The organism is Streptomyces sp. NPDC059010 (assembly GCF_042740355.1).
In the GTDB taxonomy this organism is placed as follows: Bacteria; Actinomycetota; Actinomycetes; order Streptomycetales; family Streptomycetaceae; genus Streptomyces.
In genome coordinates this window covers 158719-174779 of record NZ_JBHYJA010000014.1, presented here as the reverse complement: position 1 = coordinate 174779, position 16061 = coordinate 158719, and the positions used below count along the sequence as shown (strand labels likewise).

The window sequence follows — 16061 nt, the reverse complement described above, 5'->3', positions numbered from 1 at the left end:
ACATGACATCCACCAACGGAACCGGCACCCACGGCGCCGTCATCGCCGACAAGGCCCCCGAGAAGGACGGCCCCGTCGTCGAACTCCGCAGCGCGGGCAAGTCCTACGGCAACATCCGCGCCCTGCACGGCGTCGACCTGAAGGTGTTCCCCAGTCAGGTGACCTGCGTGCTCGGCGACAACGGGGCCGGCAAGTCCACCCTCATCAAGATCATCTCGGGTCTGCACCAGCACACCGAGGGCGAGTTCCTCGTCGACGGCCGGCCGGTGCGCTTCTCCACCCCGCGCGAGGCGCTCGACGCCGGTATCGCCACGGTGTACCAGGACCTCGCGGTGGTCCCGCTGATGCCGGTGTGGCGGAACTTCTTCCTCGGCTCCGAGATGACCAAGGGCCCCTGGCCCATCCGCCGTCTCGACATCGAGGCGATGAAGAAGACCGCCGACCAAGAGCTGCGCAACATGGGCATCGTCCTCGATGACATGGAACAGCCCATCGGCACCCTGTCCGGCGGCCAGCGCCAGTGCGTCGCGATCGCCCGCGCCGTCTACTTCGGCGCCCGCGTCCTGATCCTGGACGAGCCGACCGCCGCCCTCGGCGTCAAGCAGTCCGGCGTGGTGCTGAAGTACATCGCCGCCGCCCGCGAGAAGGGCCTCGGCGTCATCTTCATCACCCACAACCCCCACCACGCCTACATGGTCGGCGACCACTTCAGCGTCCTGCGCCTCGGCACCATGGAGCTGAACGCCTCCCGCGACGACGTCAGCCTCGAAGAGCTCACCAACCACATGGCCGGCGGCACCGAACTGGCCGCGCTCAAGCACGAGTTGAGCCAGGTACGCGGGGTCGACGTCGAGGAGCTCCCCGAAGAGGGAGACCTCACCGCACCCGTGGCCACCACCGGCGAAGGGAAGTCCTGACATGCCCCCTGTGCTGGACCGCATCCGGGTCGGCTCCGCCCCGGACTCCTGGGGCGTCTGGTTCCCCGACGACCCCGTACAGGTGCCCTGGGAACGCTTCCTCGACGAGGTCGCCGAGGCCGGCTACTCCTGGATCGAGCTGGGCCCCTACGGCTATCTGCCGACCGACCCTGCGCGCCTGACCGACGAGATCACCAGGCGCGGCCTCAAGGTCTCGGCGGGCACGATCTTCACCGGTCTGCACCGCGGCCCCGCCGTCTGGGAGTCGACCTGGCAGCACGTCAGCGAGGTCGCCGCGCTCACCCAGGCCATGGGTGCCAAGCACCTGGTCGTCATCCCGTCCTTCTGGCGGGACGACAAGACCGCCGAGATCCTGGAGCCGCCGGAGCTCACCGGTGAGCAGTGGGCCCACCTGACCAAGGGCATGGAGCGGCTCGGGCACGAGGTGAAGGAGACGTACGGCCTCGACATCGTCGTGCACCCGCACGCCGACACCCACATCGACACCGAGGCCCACGTCGAGCGCTTCCTCGACTCGACCGACTCCGACCTGGTCAACCTCTGCCTCGACACCGGTCACTACGCCTACTGCGGCGGCGACAGCGTCAAGCTGATCGAGACCTACGGCGAGCGCATCGGCTATCTGCACCTCAAGCAGGTGGACCCGGAGATCCTCGCGGACGTCGTCAAGAACGAGGTCCCGTTCGGACCCGCCGTGCAGCGCGGCGTGATGTGCGAACCCCCGTCCGGCGTACCGGAGCTGGGCCCGGTCCTGGAGGCCGCGCAGAAGCTGAACGTGGACCTGTTCGCGATCGTCGAGCAGGACATGTACCCCTGCGAGCCGGACAAGCCGCTGCCCATCGCGGTGCGTACCCGCCAGTTCCTGAGGTCCTGCGGCGCCTGACGACCCGAAAGGACGGCCGATCACCATGACCCAGCGTCCGCACACGCTCGGAGTCGCAGTCATCGGTACCGGAAAGATGGGTGCGGATCATGTGCGCCGTATCCAGGAGGTCACCAGCGGGGTACGGGTGTCGGCAGTCGTGGACGTCGACGCGGAGCGCGCCAAAACGGTCGCGTCCCGTGTCGACGGCTGCGTCGCCTTCACCGACCCGGCCGCCGCGATGGCGTCGGCCGACGTCGACGCGGTGATCGTCGCGTCCCCCGGCCCCGCCCACGAGGCGGCGCTGCTCACCGCCTTCGAGCACGATCTGCCGGTGCTGTGCGAGAAACCCCTCACCCCCGACGCCGCGTCCGCGCTGCGCGTCATGGAGGCCGAGCGGAAGCTGGGCCACCGCCGGGTCCAGGTCGGCTTCATGCGGCGCTACGACGCCGAGTACATGAAGCTCAAGGCGCTGCTGGAGTCGGGCCAGCTGGGCCGTCCCCTGATGCTGCACAACCGGCACCGCAACGCCGCCAGCCCGCCCGGCTGGACGTCCGAGATGCTGATCAACGACTCGGTGACGCACGAGATGGACGTGACCCGCTGGCTGCTCGGCCACGAGATCACGGCCGTCACCGTACTGACACCGACGCCCTCCGGCAACGCGCCGGACGGCATCCGCGACCCGCAGCTCGTGCTCTTCGAGACCGACGGCGGCGCCGTCGTCGACGTCGAGATCTTCGTCAACTGCGGCTTCGGCTACCAGGTCCAGGCCGAGGTCGTCTGCGAACGCGGCACCGCCCGGGTCGGCGACGGCCACGCCATGGTCACCAACGCCGCCGGCCGCTGGGGCGGCATCATCGCGCAGGACTACATCGAGCGGTTCGCCGACGCCTACGACCGTGAGGTCCAGGCCTGGGTGGACGCCACCCGGCGCGGTGAGGTCACCGGCCCGAGCGCCTGGGACGGCTACGCCGTGGCCGCCGTCTGCGAGGCGGGCGTACGGGCACTGGCGGAGGGCGGCAGATTTCCGGTGGAACTGGTCGACCGGCCCGCGCTGTACGCGGCATGACGGCCCGTCGGCCCGACCTGACCGAGAGCTGACGGTGCGATACGGCTGAGGGCCGGGGATGGCGTTCCCCGGCCCTCAGCCGTTTACCTAGTTACGGTCCCTCAGCTCGCGAGCGTCGTGCGCGGGCGCGGCTCGAAGCCCGCCGCCCGGTAGGACTCGTCGATCAGCGTCATCGTCGCGAGCGCGTCGTCCGCGTCCAGCGGCAGCGGCGCGTCCCGGCGTATGTGCGCGGCGAGCGCCTCCAGTTGGTAGGTGTACGACGAGCGGGTGCCGAGCCGCTCCGTGCGCTCACCGTCCGGTGTGCGCACCACGAGCCGGTCGTCCAGGTGGGGCAGCACGAAGTTCGGCGCCAGTGCCTCGCCCCGCGAGCCGACGATCCGGCAGCTCATCTCCAGCTCGCCGTACGCCATGTGGCAGCGCGCGGAGGCGGTCGCCCCACCGGGGAACTCCAGCTCGGCGTCCAGCCACTCGTCGACGCCGGGCGCCCCGGCCCGCTCCCCGCCGCGTGCGGAGACCAGGCGCGGCGCACCGCCCGCCCAGGGCGCGAGCATCCGCACCGCGTGCAGGCTGTAGCAGCCGAGGTCCATCACGGCGCCGCCCGCGAGCGGCAGCGACCAGCGCGGGTCGGCGGCCCCCGGCGCGGGGATGGCCACCGTCGTCTCCACCCGTTGCAGCTCGCCCAGTTCGCCGCTTTCGAGGATCTCGTGCAGGCGCCGGGTGACCGGGTGGAAGAGGTAGTGGAAGGCCTCCATGAAGACCGTGCCGGCCTTCGCGACCGTCTCCCGCACCTCGGCGGCCTCCTCGGCGTTGCTCGCCGACGGCTTCTCCGTCAGGACGTGCTTGCCGGCCGCGAGCGCGGCGAGGTTCCACGGCCCGTGCAGCCCGTTGGCGAGCGGGTTGTAGACGACCTCGACCTCGGGGTCGGCGAGCACGTCGGCGTAGGAGTCCGCCACCCGCTCCACGTCGTGCTCCTCCGCGAACGCCTCCGCCCGGGCCCGGTCGCGCGCCGCCACCGCCACCAGGCGATGGCCGGTCGTGCGGGCCGGACCGACGAGCGAGAGCCCGGTGATGTTCGCCGCGCCCAGTACTCCGATGCGCAGCGGCTCCCGGCCTGGTTCCTTCATGCCTGCCGTACCTCCTCGATCGTCACCGGACGGTGCTCCTGCAGCGACAGTGTGCACGCATCGGCGATCCAGCCGGCCTCCAGGGCGTCCTCGATCGTGCACGGGGACGGCCGGGTACCGGCCACGACCTCGGTGAACGCGGTGAGTTCGGCGCGGTAGGCCGCGGTGAAGCGGTCCATGAAGAAGTCGTGCGGGGTGCCCGCCGGGAAGGTCACGCCGGGCTCGACCGAGCGCAGCGGCAGCTTGTCCTCCAGGCCGACCGCGATGGAGTCCGTGAAGCCGTGGATCTCCATACGGACGTCGTAACCCCGGGCGTTGTGGCGGGAGTTGGACACCACCGCGATCGTGCCGTCGTCCAGGGTGAGGATCGCGCCGGTGGTGTCGGCGTCGCCCGCCTCCTTGATGTAGTCGGCGCCCTTGTTGCCGCCGACGGCGTACACCTCGGTCACCTCGCGGCCGGTCACCCAGCGGATGATGTCGAAGTCGTGCACCGAGCAGTCCCGGAAGATGCCTCCGGAGGCGGCGATGTACGCGGCGGGCGGCGGCGCCGGGTCCAGCGTGGTCGACCGCACGGTGTGCAGCTTGCCCAGTTCACCGGCCTGCACGGCGGCCCGGGCGTTGACGAACCCGGTGTCGAAGCGCCGGTTGTAGCCGATCTGGATCGGCACGTCCCTGCCCTGTACGGCCTTCAGTACCTCGACGCCCTCGCTCATCGTCTTCGCGACGGGCTTCTCGCAGAAGACGGGGATGCCGGCCTCGACACCGGCCAGGATCAGCGCCGGGTGGGCGTCGGTCGCGGCGGCGACGACGATGCCGTCCACGCCGGCCGACAGCAGGGCCTCCGGCGAGTCCACGACCTCGGCCCCGAACCGCTCCGCGGCGGCCTTGGCGGCGTCCGCGAACGGGTCGGTGACGACGAGGGAGTCGACCGCGTCGAGTCCGGAGAGGGTCTCGGCGTGGAAGGCGCCGATGCGGCCGAGGCCGAGGATTCCGATACGCATGGGGTTGGTGCTCCTTGCAGTGGCGGTACGGGGAGATGGGGAAGGTCAGTCGAGTCCGCCGAGGACGTTCTGGTCCCAGTCGATGACCGAGCCGGTGACCACCCCGGACCGGTCCGACAGCAGGAACACCACGAAGTCGGCGATCTCGTCGGGCTGGCCCAGCTTGCCCATCGGCAGCTTGGCGGCGGCCTGCTCACGCCAGTCGTCCGCGGCGCCGTGGAACGCCTTCTGCGTCGCGTCCTCGCCCTCCGTCGCCGTCCAGCCGATGTTCAGGCCGTTGATCCGGACCCGGTCGAAGCGGTGCGCGTGCGCGGCGTTGCGGGTCAGCCCGATGAGGCCGGCCTTGGCGGCGACGTACGGCGCGAGGAACGGCTGCCCGCCGTGCGCCGAGGACGTGATGATGTTGACGATGGTGCCGGGCGCCTCGCGCGCGACCATGTCCTGCACGGCGGCCTGCATGGCGAAGAACGGCGCCTTGAGGTTGATCGCGATGTGCTGGTCGAACAGCTCGGGCGTGGTGTCCAGGAGCGTGCCCCGGGACGTCAGCCCCGCCGAGTTGACCAGGCAGTCGATCCGCCCGTACGCGTCGACGACCTCGGCGACGGACGCCTTCGCCTGGTCGGCGTCCGCGAGGTCGGCCCGTACGAACAGGGCCTTGCCCCCGTCGGCGGCCAGCTCGGCCACCAGCGCCTCACCGGGCTGCGTGCGCCGCCCGGTGACGGCAACGACCGCACCCTCGCGGACGGCGGCCCGCGCGATGGCGGCGCCCACCCCCTGGCTGCCGCCGTTGACGAGGACGACCTTGTCGTCGAGAAGTCCCATCTGGTTCCGGGTCCTTTCAGCTCTGATCAGCTCTGGCGCCGCTCGGCGCCGGCCCGCAGCTCTTCGCGCAGAGCCTCGGGAGTCCATGCCTCGCGCAGCGCACGCCGTACGACGTCCGCCTGCGCGGGCGGGGCCAGCCCGGCCACCGGCGGATCGCTGTCGAGGTTCGTGGGGAAGGGGTACCCCTCCGCGCTCGCGGCGATCACCCGCTCCAGCCATGCCTCGTCCGCGCCCTCGCCGCGCCGCTTGAGCAGCACCGGGAACACGGCGTTGGCCACCGCCTCGCGGTCCACCGTCTCCATGGCCCGGCCGAACGCCGAGGACACCTGGAGCAGGTTCGCCATGCGCCGGATGTCCGCCGACCGATTGGTGCCGGCCGCGTGGAACAGCGCCGGGTTGAAGAAGGCCGCGTCGCCCTTGGAAAGGGGGAGCTGGATGTGGTGGTCCTCGAAGTAGGCCTGGAACTCCGGCAGCCGCCAGGCCAGGTAGCCCGGCTCGTACGTCTGCGAGTACGGCAGATACATCGTCGGCCCGGACTCCACCGGCATGTCGCAGTGCGCGACCGCGCCCTGGAGGGTGAGCACGGGGGAGAGGAGGTGCACATGGGCCGGGTAGGCGGCCGCGACCTCGTTGGAGAGGAAGCCCAGGTGGTAGTCGCGGTGCACGGTCTGCGCCGCTCCGCCGGGGTTGACCACGTTCACCTGCGAGGTCACCTGGTAGCCGGGGCCGAGCCAGGCGGCCGAGACGAGCGCCAGGATGTCGTTGGCGTAGTAGTCGGCGAACGCCTCGGGGTCGTACAGCGCCGCCTTCTCCAGCGCGTTCCACACCCGGTCGTTGGCGCCCGGCTTGGCGAAGTGGTCACCGGCGTGCGCGCCCGAGGCGCGCTGCTCGGCGATCAGGGCGTCGAACACGGCGCTGAGCCGGTCGATGACCCCCGGGTCGGGAAAGGCCCGCCGGAAGACCACGATGCCCGGACCGTCGGTGAGGGCGCGGACCAGTTCGGCCCGCACCGCACGCGGGTCCTCGGACTTGCGCAGGCGGTCGCTGTCGTAGACCAGGACGCCCCGCTGCACGGCGGAGGCGTACGGATAGTCGGCGAGGTCGGTGGCCCGCTCGACAAGCGCACGGAACGCGGCGAGGTCGCAGTCCTGCTCGGACAGCCACGCACGGCGCTGGACTGAGGTGTAGGACATCGGCGTCCTCTCGGTGACACGGGCGACTCGGTGCTGTCATTCTTGTCAGTACAAACCCGTCGAACAACCAGCAGGCGGCCATCAAAAACCCCTCAAGGCAACCTGCCGGGCAGCCTCCAGGCACCCCCTTCAGACAAGCTCCGGGAGCATCCGTATGGGACACCCCTTCCCGATCCGGGAGATCGCACGTCAGGCCGGCCTCAGCGAGGCCACCGTGGACCGGGTCCTGAACGGCAGGGGAGGGGTGCGCGAGAGCACCGCGCGCGAGGTCCGCCAGGCCATCGCCGACCTGGACCGGCAGCGCACCCAGGTCCGGCTGGTGGGCCGCACCTTCATGATCGACATCGTGATGCAGTCGCCGGAGCGGTTCTCCACCGCCGTACGGGCCGCCCTGGAGGCCGAGCTGCCCGGCCTGCACCCGGCCGTCGTGCGCTCGCGGTTCCACTTCCGCGAGACCGGCCCGGTGGCCGAGCTGACCCGGACGCTGGACCGGATCGCCCGGCGCGGTTCGCAGGGCGTCATCCTCAAGGCCCCGGACGTCCCCGAGGTGACCGCCGCCGTCGCACGGCTCACGGAGGCCGGCATACCGGTGGTGACCCTGGTGACCGACCTGCCGTCCACGCCGCGCCTCGCGTACGTCGGCATCGACAACCGGGCCGCCGGGGCGACGGCCGCGTACCTCATGGGCCAGTGGCTGGGCGAGCGCCCGGGACATGTCCTCACCAGCCTCAGCAGCGGCTTCTTCCGCAACGAGGAGGAGCGCGAGATGGGCTTCCGCAGCGCCATGCGGGCCCGGCACCCCGAGCGCGCGCTGGTCGAACTGGCCGGGGGACAGGGCCTGGACGCGACCCAGTACGACCTCGTCCGCGCCGCCCTGGAGCGCGACCCGGAGATCCGCGCGGTCTACTCGATCGGCGGCGGCAACATCGCGACGCTGCGGGCCTTCGAGGACGCGGGCCGTGCCTGCGCGGTGTTCGTCGCGCACGACCTGGACCACGACAACACCCGCCTGCTGCGCGAGCACCGCCTGTCCGCCGTACTCCATCACGACCTTCGCCAGGACATGCGCGAGGCCTGCCACATCGTCATGCGGGCGCACGGCGCGCTGCCGCCCGCCGGTCCCACCCTGCCGTCGGCGATCCAGGTGGTGACGCCGTACAACATGCCCACGCCCATCGGGTGACGATCGGGGCGGCGCGCCTGGCGTGTACACCGGCCGGACGGGCCACGGCTCCCTACCGTCGTGCGCATGTGGAAATCGAACCCGGACGGTGGGCCCGAGCGACTGACGGCGCTCGCCGACGGTGTGTTCGCCATCGCGATCACCCTGCTCGTCCTGGACTTCTACGTGCCGCGGGGGCTGGACGACGCGCACTACCACGACGCCCTGCACGAACTGATCCCGAACCTCGGCGCGTACGCGCTCACCGTGCTGGTGCTCGGCGCCTTCTGGCGTGAGCACCGCCGCATCTTCCGGCTGGTCCGGCAGATCGACGGACAGGTGATCACCCTGTCCATCATGGGGCTCGGCGTCGCGGCCCTGCTGCCCTTCCCCACCAAGCTCATCGCCGAGTACGGCAGGGAGGCCGAGTCGGTCGCCTCCTACGCGGGGGCGGTCGCCGCGCTCGGCGCCGCCCACCTCGCACTGATCCTCGTCCTGGCCCGGCGCCCCTGGCTGCGTTACGGCGCGGAGCCGCCGGAGGGCTTCCGGCTCTTCGCGCTCGACCTAGCGATGACGGTGCTGGTCTTCGCCCTCAGCGTCCCGCTCGCCCTGGCCATCGGCTCCACCGCCATGTGGTTCTGGCTGGTCCTGGCCCCCATCAAGGTCACCCTCGGCCGCCGCGCCGCCCGCTCCCGCTGACAGCGTCCGTCACGCTCCAGTGTCCACGGACACCCACGCCCCGCCCTCCGCCGAGCGCACCATCGCCTCCAGTACGGCGGCGCTGTGCACGGCGTCCTGGACGGTGGCGCCGTGCGGGGTGGCCTCGGCGATGGAGCGCAGGAAGCGGTAGGCCTCGATGACCTTGAGGTCGTCGTAGCCCATGGCGTTCGCCGCGCCCGGCTGGAAGGCGCCGAACTCTCCGGCGCCGGGGCCGACGTGGACCGTGCTGACGGGCTGGTCCTGGTAGGTGGTGCCGCGGCTGACGCCGAGTTCGTTCATGCGGCGGAAGTCCCAGAAGACGGCGCCCTTGGTGCCGTGCACCTCGAAGCCGTAGTTGTTCTGCTCGCCGACCGAGACCCGGCAGGCCTCCAGGACGCCGCGGGCGCCGGAGGCGAAGCGCAGCAGGCAGTTCACGTAGTCCTCGTTCTCGACCGGGCCGAGTTCGCCGCCGGTGGCCAGGGTGTGGCCGGCGGTGGCGCCGGTGGGGCGGGCGCGTTCGGGGATGAAGACGGCGGTGTCGGCGGTGAGGGAGGCGATGTCGCCGAGCAGATGGCGGGCGAGGTCGGCGCCGTGCGAGGCCAGGTCGCCGAGGACTCCGCTGCCGCCCCGTTCCTTCTCGTACCGCCAGGTCAGGGCGCCGTCGGGGTGGGCGGCGTAGTCGCTGAAGAGACGGACGCGGACGTGTGTGACGGTGCCGATCTCGCCGGAGGCGATGAGCTCGCGGGCGGCCTCGACGGCGGGTGCGTTGCGGTAGTTGAAGCCGACCGCGCTCTGGACGCCGGCCTTGGCGACGGCGTCCGCGACCGCCTGGGCGTCGGCCACCGACAGGCCCACCGGCTTCTCGATCCAGATGTGCTTGCCGGCCTCGGCCATCGCGACGCCGATCTCGCGGTGCAGGAAGTTCGGGGCGGTGATGCTGACGGCCTTCACCCGCGGGTCGGCGGCCACCTCGCGCCAGTCGCGGGTCGCGGCGGCGAACCCGAACTGCGCGGCGGCCTCCTCGGCCCGCCCCGGCACGTCCTCGGCGACGACCACCAGCTCCGGGCGCACCGCCAGCCGCGGGTAGTGATGCGGGACGCGGGCGTACGCCTGGGTGTGCACCCGGCCCATCCAGCCGAATCCGACAACGGCGACGCCAAGCGTGTCGACCATGACTGACAGCCCCTCTTTGGACCGGTCCAACTTCTTTCCCGCCCACCTTGGGGGCCGTTCTCCCGGGGTGTCAACCCCTTCCCGCCCCTTTGACAGGACAAGGCCGCGCATGGAACGGTCCATCTCATGAGACCGCCGACGATCCGCGACGTGGCCGACCGGGCCGGCGTCTCCAAGTCGCTGGTGTCGCTGGTGCTGCGCGGCTCCGAGCAGGTGCGCCCGGAGAAGCGGGAGGCCGTCCTGCGGGCCGTACGCGAACTCGGCTACCGCCCGAACGCCGCCGCCCGCAGCCTCAGCGAGCAGCGCACCCGCACCGTCGGCGTCCTCCTGAACGACCTGCGCAACCCGTGGTTCGTGGACATGCTGGACGGCCTCAACTCCCTGCTCCACGCCAACGGCCTGCACATGCTGCTGGCCGACGCCCGGCTCAACCGGCGTACTGGCCAGGACCTGGCGGGTCCCTTCCTGGACCTTCGCGTCGACGGTCTGGTCGTGGTCGGCACGCTGCCCGACCCGGCCGGGCTCGGGGCGGTGGCCGAACGGCTCCCGGTGGTGGTCGCGGGCGCGCGCGAGCCGGCGCTGCCCGGCGTGCAGCTCGTCGCCAACGACGACGAGCGGGGCGCCCGCCTGGTCGCCGAGCACCTCATCGGGCTCGGCCACCGGCGCATCGCGCACATCGCCGGTTACGGGGCCGTCGGCGAGCTGCGTCGGCGCGGCTTCGAGGCGGCGATGCGGGCGCACGGCCTCGCGGACGAGGCGGTCGTCGAGCCGAGCGACATGACCGAGGAGGGCGGCTACCGCACGACGGTCCGGCTGCTGAGCCGCGCGGACCGGCCGACGGCGGTCTTCGCGGTGAACGACATCGCCGCGATCGGCGCGCTGTCGGCGGCCGAGGAATCGGGGCTACGCGTGCCGCGTGACCTCTCCGTCGTCGGCTACGACAACACGAGCATCGCCCGCCTGCGCCATGTCTGGCTCACCACCGTCGACAACGCCAGCCACGAGGTGGGCCGCCGCGCGGCCCGCTGTCTGCTCGACCGGTTCGAGGGCAGCGGGGGAGCGGGCGAAGTCCATCTCGCGGCACCGACGTTGGAGATCCGCGGTTCGACGGCGCCCCCGCTCACAGATTGATCGCGTACGCCTTCCGCAGCGTCTCGTGCACCGTCCACGTCGTACGGTCGCCCTCGCGCAGCACCGCCATGTCGCCGGGCCCGACCGTCAGCGTCGGCCCGTCCTCGACCTCGATGGTCGCCGACCCGCTGATCACGACGAACAGCTCGTCCGCCTCGGTGTCGGTGACGACCCCCGGCGTGATCTGCCAGACCCCGCGCACCTGACGCCCGTCCGCCGACTCCCAGACCACCTTCCCGGTGACCTCGGGCTTCCCCGAGACGATCTGCGCCGGGTCGAGGGGCTCGGGTTCGAGCTCGGCGTCGGGGATGTGGAGTACGAAGCTGTGCGTCATGCGGCGACCCTAGCCGGGCCGGACCAGGGAGCGGCCTGGACAGAGTGTGGGGTGCCGGCGGGGGCAGGCAGACACTCCGTCATGCACTCAATCTGGCAGACAAAATTGTTGACAATTCTGTTTGGCTAGATTTACGTTCGACAGGCACTCACTCAGGGAGGGCACATGCCGAACGAAGCCGGTCCGAGCACCGGGGAGCAGGCCAAGCAGCACGCGCTCGCGCAGCTGCGGCAGGCGATCCTGCACGGCGAGATGGCACCGGCACAGCGGCTGGTGGAGAACGAACTCGCCGAGCAGTTCGGTGTGACACGGGCCAGCATCCGCGCGGCACTCATCGACCTGGAGGCCCAGGGCCTGGTCGAGCGGATCCGTAACCGGGGCTCGCGGGTTCGGGTGGTGAGCGTGGAGGAAGCGGTCGCCATCACCGAGTGCCGCATGGTCCTGGAGGGACTCTGCGCGGCCAAGGCCGCCGTCACGGCCAGTGACGAGCAGCTGACCCGACTCGCCGACCTCGGCGCGGCGATGACCAAGGCCGTCGCCGACGGCGAGCCGATGACGTACTCCGAACTCAACCAGGAACTGCACGCCAGGATCCAGGAGTTCTCCGGCCAGCGCACGGCCGTGGAACTGCTGGAGCGGCTCAACGCACAACTGGTGCGCCACCGCTTCCAGTTGGCGCTGAGGCCGGGACGTCCACAGCACTCCCTGAGCGAGCATCTGGCGATGATCGAGGCGATCAGGTCCAGGGACCCGCAGGCGGCCGAGGCGGCCGTCCGCGCCCACCTCACCAGCGTGATCGAGGCGCTGCGCGACTGAGCCGTACGAGGCGCCGCGCGGCTGAGCCGTGCGAGGGCTGCGCGGCTGAGCGGTACGAGTCGTCGCGCGGCTGAGTCGCTGGGGGCGGGCGCACACCTGTCACTCAAGGAGAACCAGCCATGACGCATGCCGACGCGCCCGCCCCCGAGCTCTCGACTCCGGTCGAGCAAGGGGAACCCCCGTCGCGGCCCCGCCCGCCCCGCTCGACCCTCGTCATCACCGCGCACGCCGGGGACTTCGTCTGGCGGGCGGGCGGCGCCATCGCCCTGGCCGCCGCCCGGGGCGAGAAGGTCACCATCGCCTGCCTGACCTTCGGCGAGCGCGGCGAGTCCGCCAAGGCCTGGCGCGAGGGGAGGAAACTGGAGGAGATCAAGGTCATACGCCGTGACGAGGCCGAGCGCGCCGCCGCCACCCTCGGCGCCGAGGTCCGCTTCTTCGACGCCGGCGACTATCCGCTGGTCGCCACCGCCGAGCTGACCGACCAACTGGTCGCCGTCCACCGCGAGACCCAGCCCGACATCGTCCTCACCCACCCGGCCGAGGACCCGTACAACGGCGACCACCCGGCCGCCAACCGCATGGCCCTTGAGGCCCGGATCCTCGCCCAGGCCATCGGCTACCCGGGCGCCGGCGACATCATCGGCGCCCCGCCCGTCTTCTACTTCGAGCCCCACCAGCCTGAGATGAGCGGCTTCAGGCCCGAGGTCCTGCTCGACATCACCGAGGTGTGGGACACCAAGCGGGGGGCCATGGAGTGCCTCGGCGCCCAGCAGCACCTGTGGGACTACTACACCGACCTCGCCGTCCGGCGCGGCGTCCAGCTCAGGCGCAACGCCGGACCCAACCTGGGCCTGGCCCACCAGACCATGGCCGAGGCGTACATGCGCCCGTTCCCGCAGATCGCGAAGGAGCTGGCATGAGCGGCGTGATCGTCACCGACCCGCCGAAGGCGGAGCTGAAGGACGTCGACGCGCTGGCCCGTTTCGGCGTGGCGACCGTCAGCGAGGCCATGGGCCGGACGGGCCTGCTGGGGCCCGGGATCCGCCCCAATCAGCAGGGCGTACGGGTCGCGGGCACGGCCGTGACCGTCCTCGGCTGGCCCGGCGACAACCTCATGATCCACGCCGCCGTGGAGCAGTGCGGCGAGGGCGACCTCCTGGTCGTCACCACGACCTCCCCTTCCACCGACGGCCTGTTCGGCGAACTGTTCGCGACCGCGCTGCACCGGCGCGGGGTGCGCGGCCTCGTCATCAACGCCGGCATCCGCGACACCCAGGAGCTGCGCGAGATGGGCTTCGCCGCCTGGTCCCGGGCCGTCTCCGCACAGGGCACCGTCAAGGCCACCGGCGGCTCGGTGAACGTGCCGGTCGCCATCGACGGCCAGGTCGTCCGCCCGGGCGACGTGATCCTCGCCGACGACGACGGCGTGGTCGTCGTACCCCGCGAGCACGCCCGGGCGACGGTGGCGAAGGCGGAGGCCCGCGAGGCCAAGGAGGCCGCCACCCGCGCCGCCTTCCTCGAAGGCCAACTCGGCCTGGACCGCTACGGGTTGCGCGAGAGGCTCACGGCGCTGGGCGTCGAGTACCGGACGTACGAGGAGTACGCGGAGTGTGAGGGGCACGCGGGGCACGGGGGAGAGCGGCCGTGACCGACGGAGTGCCCGAGCCCGACGGACTGCGCTGTCTGCTGATGCGCGGCGGCACCTCCAAGGGTGCCTACTTCCTGGCCGCCGACCTCCCCGCCGAACCGGCCCCGCGCGACGACCTGCTGCTCCGCGTGATGGGCAGCCCCGACGAGCGGCAGATCGACGGTCTCGGCGGCGCCCACCCGCTCACCAGCAAAGTGGCAGTGGTGTCGCCCTCCGCCGACCCGCGCGCCGACGTCGACTATCTGTTCCTCCAAGTCGCCGTGGACCAAGCCGAGGTGAGTGACCGTCAGAACTGCGGGAACATCCTCGCGGGCATTGGCCCGTTCGCCGTCGAGCGTGGACTCGTCCCGGCGGGGCAGGAGCACACCTCCGTCCGCATCCGCATGGTCAACTCCGGTGACTACGCCACCGCGACGTTCCCCACCCCGGGCGGACGGGTCGACTACACCGGCGACGCCGAGATCTCGGGCGTACCGGGCACCGCCGCCCCCGTGCTGATCGAGTTCCCGCCCGGCACCGGCAAGCTGCTGCCCACCGGAAAGCCCCGCGACGAGATCGACGGCATCCCCGTGACCTGTGTGGACAACGGCATGCCGACCGTGCTGATCGCCGCGACCGCACTGAAGGTCACCGGCCATGAGACCCCCGGGGAGCTGGAGGCGGATCCCGAACTCGCCGACCGGCTGGCCGGGATACGGCTGTCGGCCGGGCGCCTGATGGGCCTCGGCGACGTGTCGGACACGACCGTCCCCAAGCTCACCCTCCTCGCCCCGCCCCGAGGCGACGGCGCCGTCACCACCCGCACCTTCATCCCCGTGCGCTGCCACACCTCGATCGGCGTGCTGGGCGCGGCGAGCGTCGCGGCAGGCCTGCGCATCGACGGCGGCGTGGGCGCGGACCTGGCCCGACTCGACGCCGGGGACGACCGCGTCCGCATCGAACACCCCACGGGGTTCCTCGACATCGAGGCCGCTCTCGGCACCGACGCCGCAGGGCTCCCGTTCCCCCGCCGGACCGCCGTGGTCCGCACCGCCCGCAAGATCTTCGACGGCAGGGTCTTCCCCAGGGCCGCCGCACGACCCCGAGGAGGCCACCGATGACCCCACCGCTCGGCGACATCGCCCACATCGGCCACGCCCAGCTGTTCACCCCCGACCTGGACGCCAGCGTCGCCTTCTTCACCGACTACCTCGGCATGACGGTCAATCAACAGACCGGAGACACGGTCTACTTGCGGACCTACGACGACTACGAGCACCACAGCCTCGTCCTCACCGCCCGCGAGCAGCCCGGCCTCGGCAGGCTCGCCCTGCGTACCTCCAGCCAGGAGGCACTGGAGCGCCGTATCAAGGCGATCGAGGCGGCGGGCGGCGCCGGCCGGTGGGTCGAGGACGAGCCCGGCATCGGCAGGCTCTACGTCACCACCGACCCGGACGGACACGAACACGCCCTGTACTGGGAGAGCCGGCACTACGAAGCCCCCGAGGAACTGCGGCCCGCGCTGAAGAACCAGCCGCAGGCCAAGCCCAACCGAGGCGTCGGCGTGCGGCGCCTGGACCACGTCAACTTCCTCGCCGCCGACGTGCTCGCCAACGCCCAGTTCCAGGAACGGGTGCTGGGCGCCCGGCCGACCGAGCAGATCCAGCTCGACTCCGGCCGGATCGCGGCCCGTTGGCTGACGTACACCAACAAGTCGTACGACGTCGTCTACACCTCGGACTGGACCGGTTCCACCGGCCGACTGCACCACATCGCCTTCGCCACCGACACCCGCGAGGACATCCTGCGCGCCGCCGATCTCGCCATCGACTCCGGCGTGTTCATCGAGACGGGCCCGCACAAGCACGCCATCCAGCAGACGTTCTTCCTGTACGTCTACGAGCCGGGCGGCAACCGCATCGAGCTGTGCAACCCGCTCACCCGCCTCGTGCTGGCGCCGGACTGGCCGCTGATCACCTGGACCGAGGCCGAGCGGGCCAAGGGACAGGCATGGGGGCTGAAGACGATCGAGTCCTTCCACACCCACGGGACACCGCCGGTCGCCTGAGGCGGCCCACCCTCACCTTGCGGACGCAACCGAGCCTCC

At 71.6% G+C, this 16061-nt stretch carries 17 protein-coding genes; 11 read left to right on the top strand and 6 right to left on the bottom strand.

The features are described from left to right. Nucleotides 1–2 precede the first annotated feature (2 nt). From ACFWYS_RS17480 to ACFWYS_RS17470, 3 genes are read left to right on the top strand one after another with little or no spacing between them, the layout of a single operon-like run. Nucleotides 3–917 carry an ATP-binding cassette domain-containing protein gene (locus tag ACFWYS_RS17480; RefSeq protein WP_384768953.1) on the top strand — a complete coding sequence of 305 codons (915 nt, stop codon included), beginning with the start codon at nt 3–5 and terminating at the stop codon, nt 915–917. 1 nt (nt 918) lies between these two features. Beyond that, nucleotides 919–1821 (top strand): sugar phosphate isomerase/epimerase family protein, encoded by a 903-nt coding sequence (locus tag ACFWYS_RS17475; RefSeq protein ID WP_384768951.1) that lies wholly within the window; start codon nt 919–921, stop codon nt 1819–1821. Nucleotides 1822–1846: 25 nt separating this feature from the next. Next, complete coding sequence (locus ACFWYS_RS17470; protein WP_384768948.1) at nt 1847–2872, top strand: Gfo/Idh/MocA family protein; 1026 nt, start codon at nt 1847–1849, stop codon at nt 2870–2872. Between the two features lie 101 nt (nt 2873–2973). Here the strand turns inward: ACFWYS_RS17470 and ACFWYS_RS17465 are convergent, their stop codons facing one another. From ACFWYS_RS17465 to ACFWYS_RS17450, 4 genes are read right to left on the bottom strand one after another with little or no spacing between them, the layout of a single operon-like run. After that, nucleotides 2974–3996 carry a Gfo/Idh/MocA family protein gene (locus tag ACFWYS_RS17465; protein WP_384768945.1) on the bottom strand — a complete coding sequence of 341 codons (1023 nt, stop codon included), beginning with the start codon at nt 3994–3996 and terminating at the stop codon, nt 2974–2976. Continuing rightward, a complete protein-coding gene (locus tag ACFWYS_RS17460; RefSeq protein WP_384768942.1) occupies nt 3993–4997 on the bottom strand; it encodes a Gfo/Idh/MocA family oxidoreductase in 1005 nt (334 codons plus the stop codon). Before ACFWYS_RS17460 ends, ACFWYS_RS17465 begins: the two co-directional genes overlap by 4 nt. Before the next feature lie 45 nt (nt 4998–5042). Next, nucleotides 5043–5819 (bottom strand): SDR family oxidoreductase, encoded by a 777-nt coding sequence (locus ACFWYS_RS17455; protein WP_384768939.1) that lies wholly within the window; start codon nt 5817–5819, stop codon nt 5043–5045. A 26-nt stretch (nt 5820–5845) separates the two neighbouring features. Then, nucleotides 5846–7012 (bottom strand): phytanoyl-CoA dioxygenase family protein, encoded by a 1167-nt coding sequence (locus tag ACFWYS_RS17450; protein WP_384768937.1) that lies wholly within the window; start codon nt 7010–7012, stop codon nt 5846–5848. Between the two features lie 154 nt (nt 7013–7166). Here ACFWYS_RS17450 and ACFWYS_RS17445 point away from each other — a divergent pair, with 154 nt between their 5' ends. Both ACFWYS_RS17445 and ACFWYS_RS17440 read left to right on the top strand, forming a co-directional pair. Beyond that, nucleotides 7167–8195 carry a LacI family DNA-binding transcriptional regulator gene (locus ACFWYS_RS17445; RefSeq protein WP_384768934.1) on the top strand — a complete coding sequence of 343 codons (1029 nt, stop codon included), beginning with the start codon at nt 7167–7169 and terminating at the stop codon, nt 8193–8195. A gap of 66 nt (nt 8196–8261) precedes the next feature. Next, nucleotides 8262–8873 carry a TMEM175 family protein gene (locus tag ACFWYS_RS17440; RefSeq protein WP_384768932.1) on the top strand — a complete coding sequence of 204 codons (612 nt, stop codon included), beginning with the start codon at nt 8262–8264 and terminating at the stop codon, nt 8871–8873. 9 nt (nt 8874–8882) lie between these two features. Here ACFWYS_RS17440 and ACFWYS_RS17435 read toward each other — a convergent pair whose 3' ends face one another. After that, entirely contained in the window at nt 8883–10046 is a 1164-nt protein-coding gene (locus tag ACFWYS_RS17435) for a Gfo/Idh/MocA family protein (protein WP_384768929.1), read from the bottom strand. Nucleotides 10047–10172: 126 nt separating this feature from the next. Between ACFWYS_RS17435 and ACFWYS_RS17430 the strand changes: the two genes are divergently transcribed. Beyond that, nucleotides 10173–11177 (top strand): LacI family DNA-binding transcriptional regulator, encoded by a 1005-nt coding sequence (locus ACFWYS_RS17430; RefSeq protein ID WP_384768926.1) that lies wholly within the window; start codon nt 10173–10175, stop codon nt 11175–11177. Here the strand turns inward: ACFWYS_RS17430 and ACFWYS_RS17425 are convergent. Beyond that, the gene (locus ACFWYS_RS17425; protein WP_384768924.1) at nt 11167–11511 is read right to left on the bottom strand and encodes a cupin domain-containing protein; all 345 of its coding nucleotides are present in this window, start codon (nt 11509–11511) and stop codon (nt 11167–11169) included. The genes ACFWYS_RS17430 and ACFWYS_RS17425 overlap by 11 nt on opposite strands. Nucleotides 11512–11676: 165 nt before the next feature. On the opposite strand from ACFWYS_RS17425, the gene ACFWYS_RS17420 reads away from it, so the two are divergent. The 5 genes from ACFWYS_RS17420 (at nt 11677) to ACFWYS_RS17400 (ending at nt 16022) form a co-directional block, all read left to right on the top strand. Next, the gene (locus tag ACFWYS_RS17420) at nt 11677–12327 is read left to right on the top strand and encodes a GntR family transcriptional regulator (protein WP_384768921.1); all 651 of its coding nucleotides are present in this window, start codon (nt 11677–11679) and stop codon (nt 12325–12327) included. A 119-nt stretch (nt 12328–12446) separates the two neighbouring features. Beyond that, on the top strand, nt 12447–13247 hold the full coding sequence (locus ACFWYS_RS17415) for a PIG-L deacetylase family protein (RefSeq protein ID WP_384768918.1): 801 nt from the start codon (nt 12447–12449) through the stop codon (nt 13245–13247). Beyond that, nucleotides 13244–13975, top strand: coding sequence for a 4-carboxy-4-hydroxy-2-oxoadipate aldolase/oxaloacetate decarboxylase (locus tag ACFWYS_RS17410; RefSeq protein WP_384768916.1), 732 nt, complete (start codon nt 13244–13246; stop codon nt 13973–13975). Before ACFWYS_RS17415 ends, ACFWYS_RS17410 begins: the two co-directional genes overlap by 4 nt. 41 nt (nt 13976–14016) lie before the next feature. Beyond that, nucleotides 14017–15075 carry a 4-oxalomesaconate tautomerase gene (locus tag ACFWYS_RS17405; RefSeq protein ID WP_384769136.1) on the top strand — a complete coding sequence of 353 codons (1059 nt, stop codon included), beginning with the start codon at nt 14017–14019 and terminating at the stop codon, nt 15073–15075. Next, nucleotides 15072–16022 (top strand): catechol 2,3-dioxygenase, encoded by a 951-nt coding sequence (locus ACFWYS_RS17400; RefSeq protein ID WP_384768913.1) that lies wholly within the window; start codon nt 15072–15074, stop codon nt 16020–16022. Before ACFWYS_RS17405 ends, ACFWYS_RS17400 begins: the two co-directional genes overlap by 4 nt. The last annotated feature ends 39 nt before the right edge of the window (nt 16023–16061 follow it).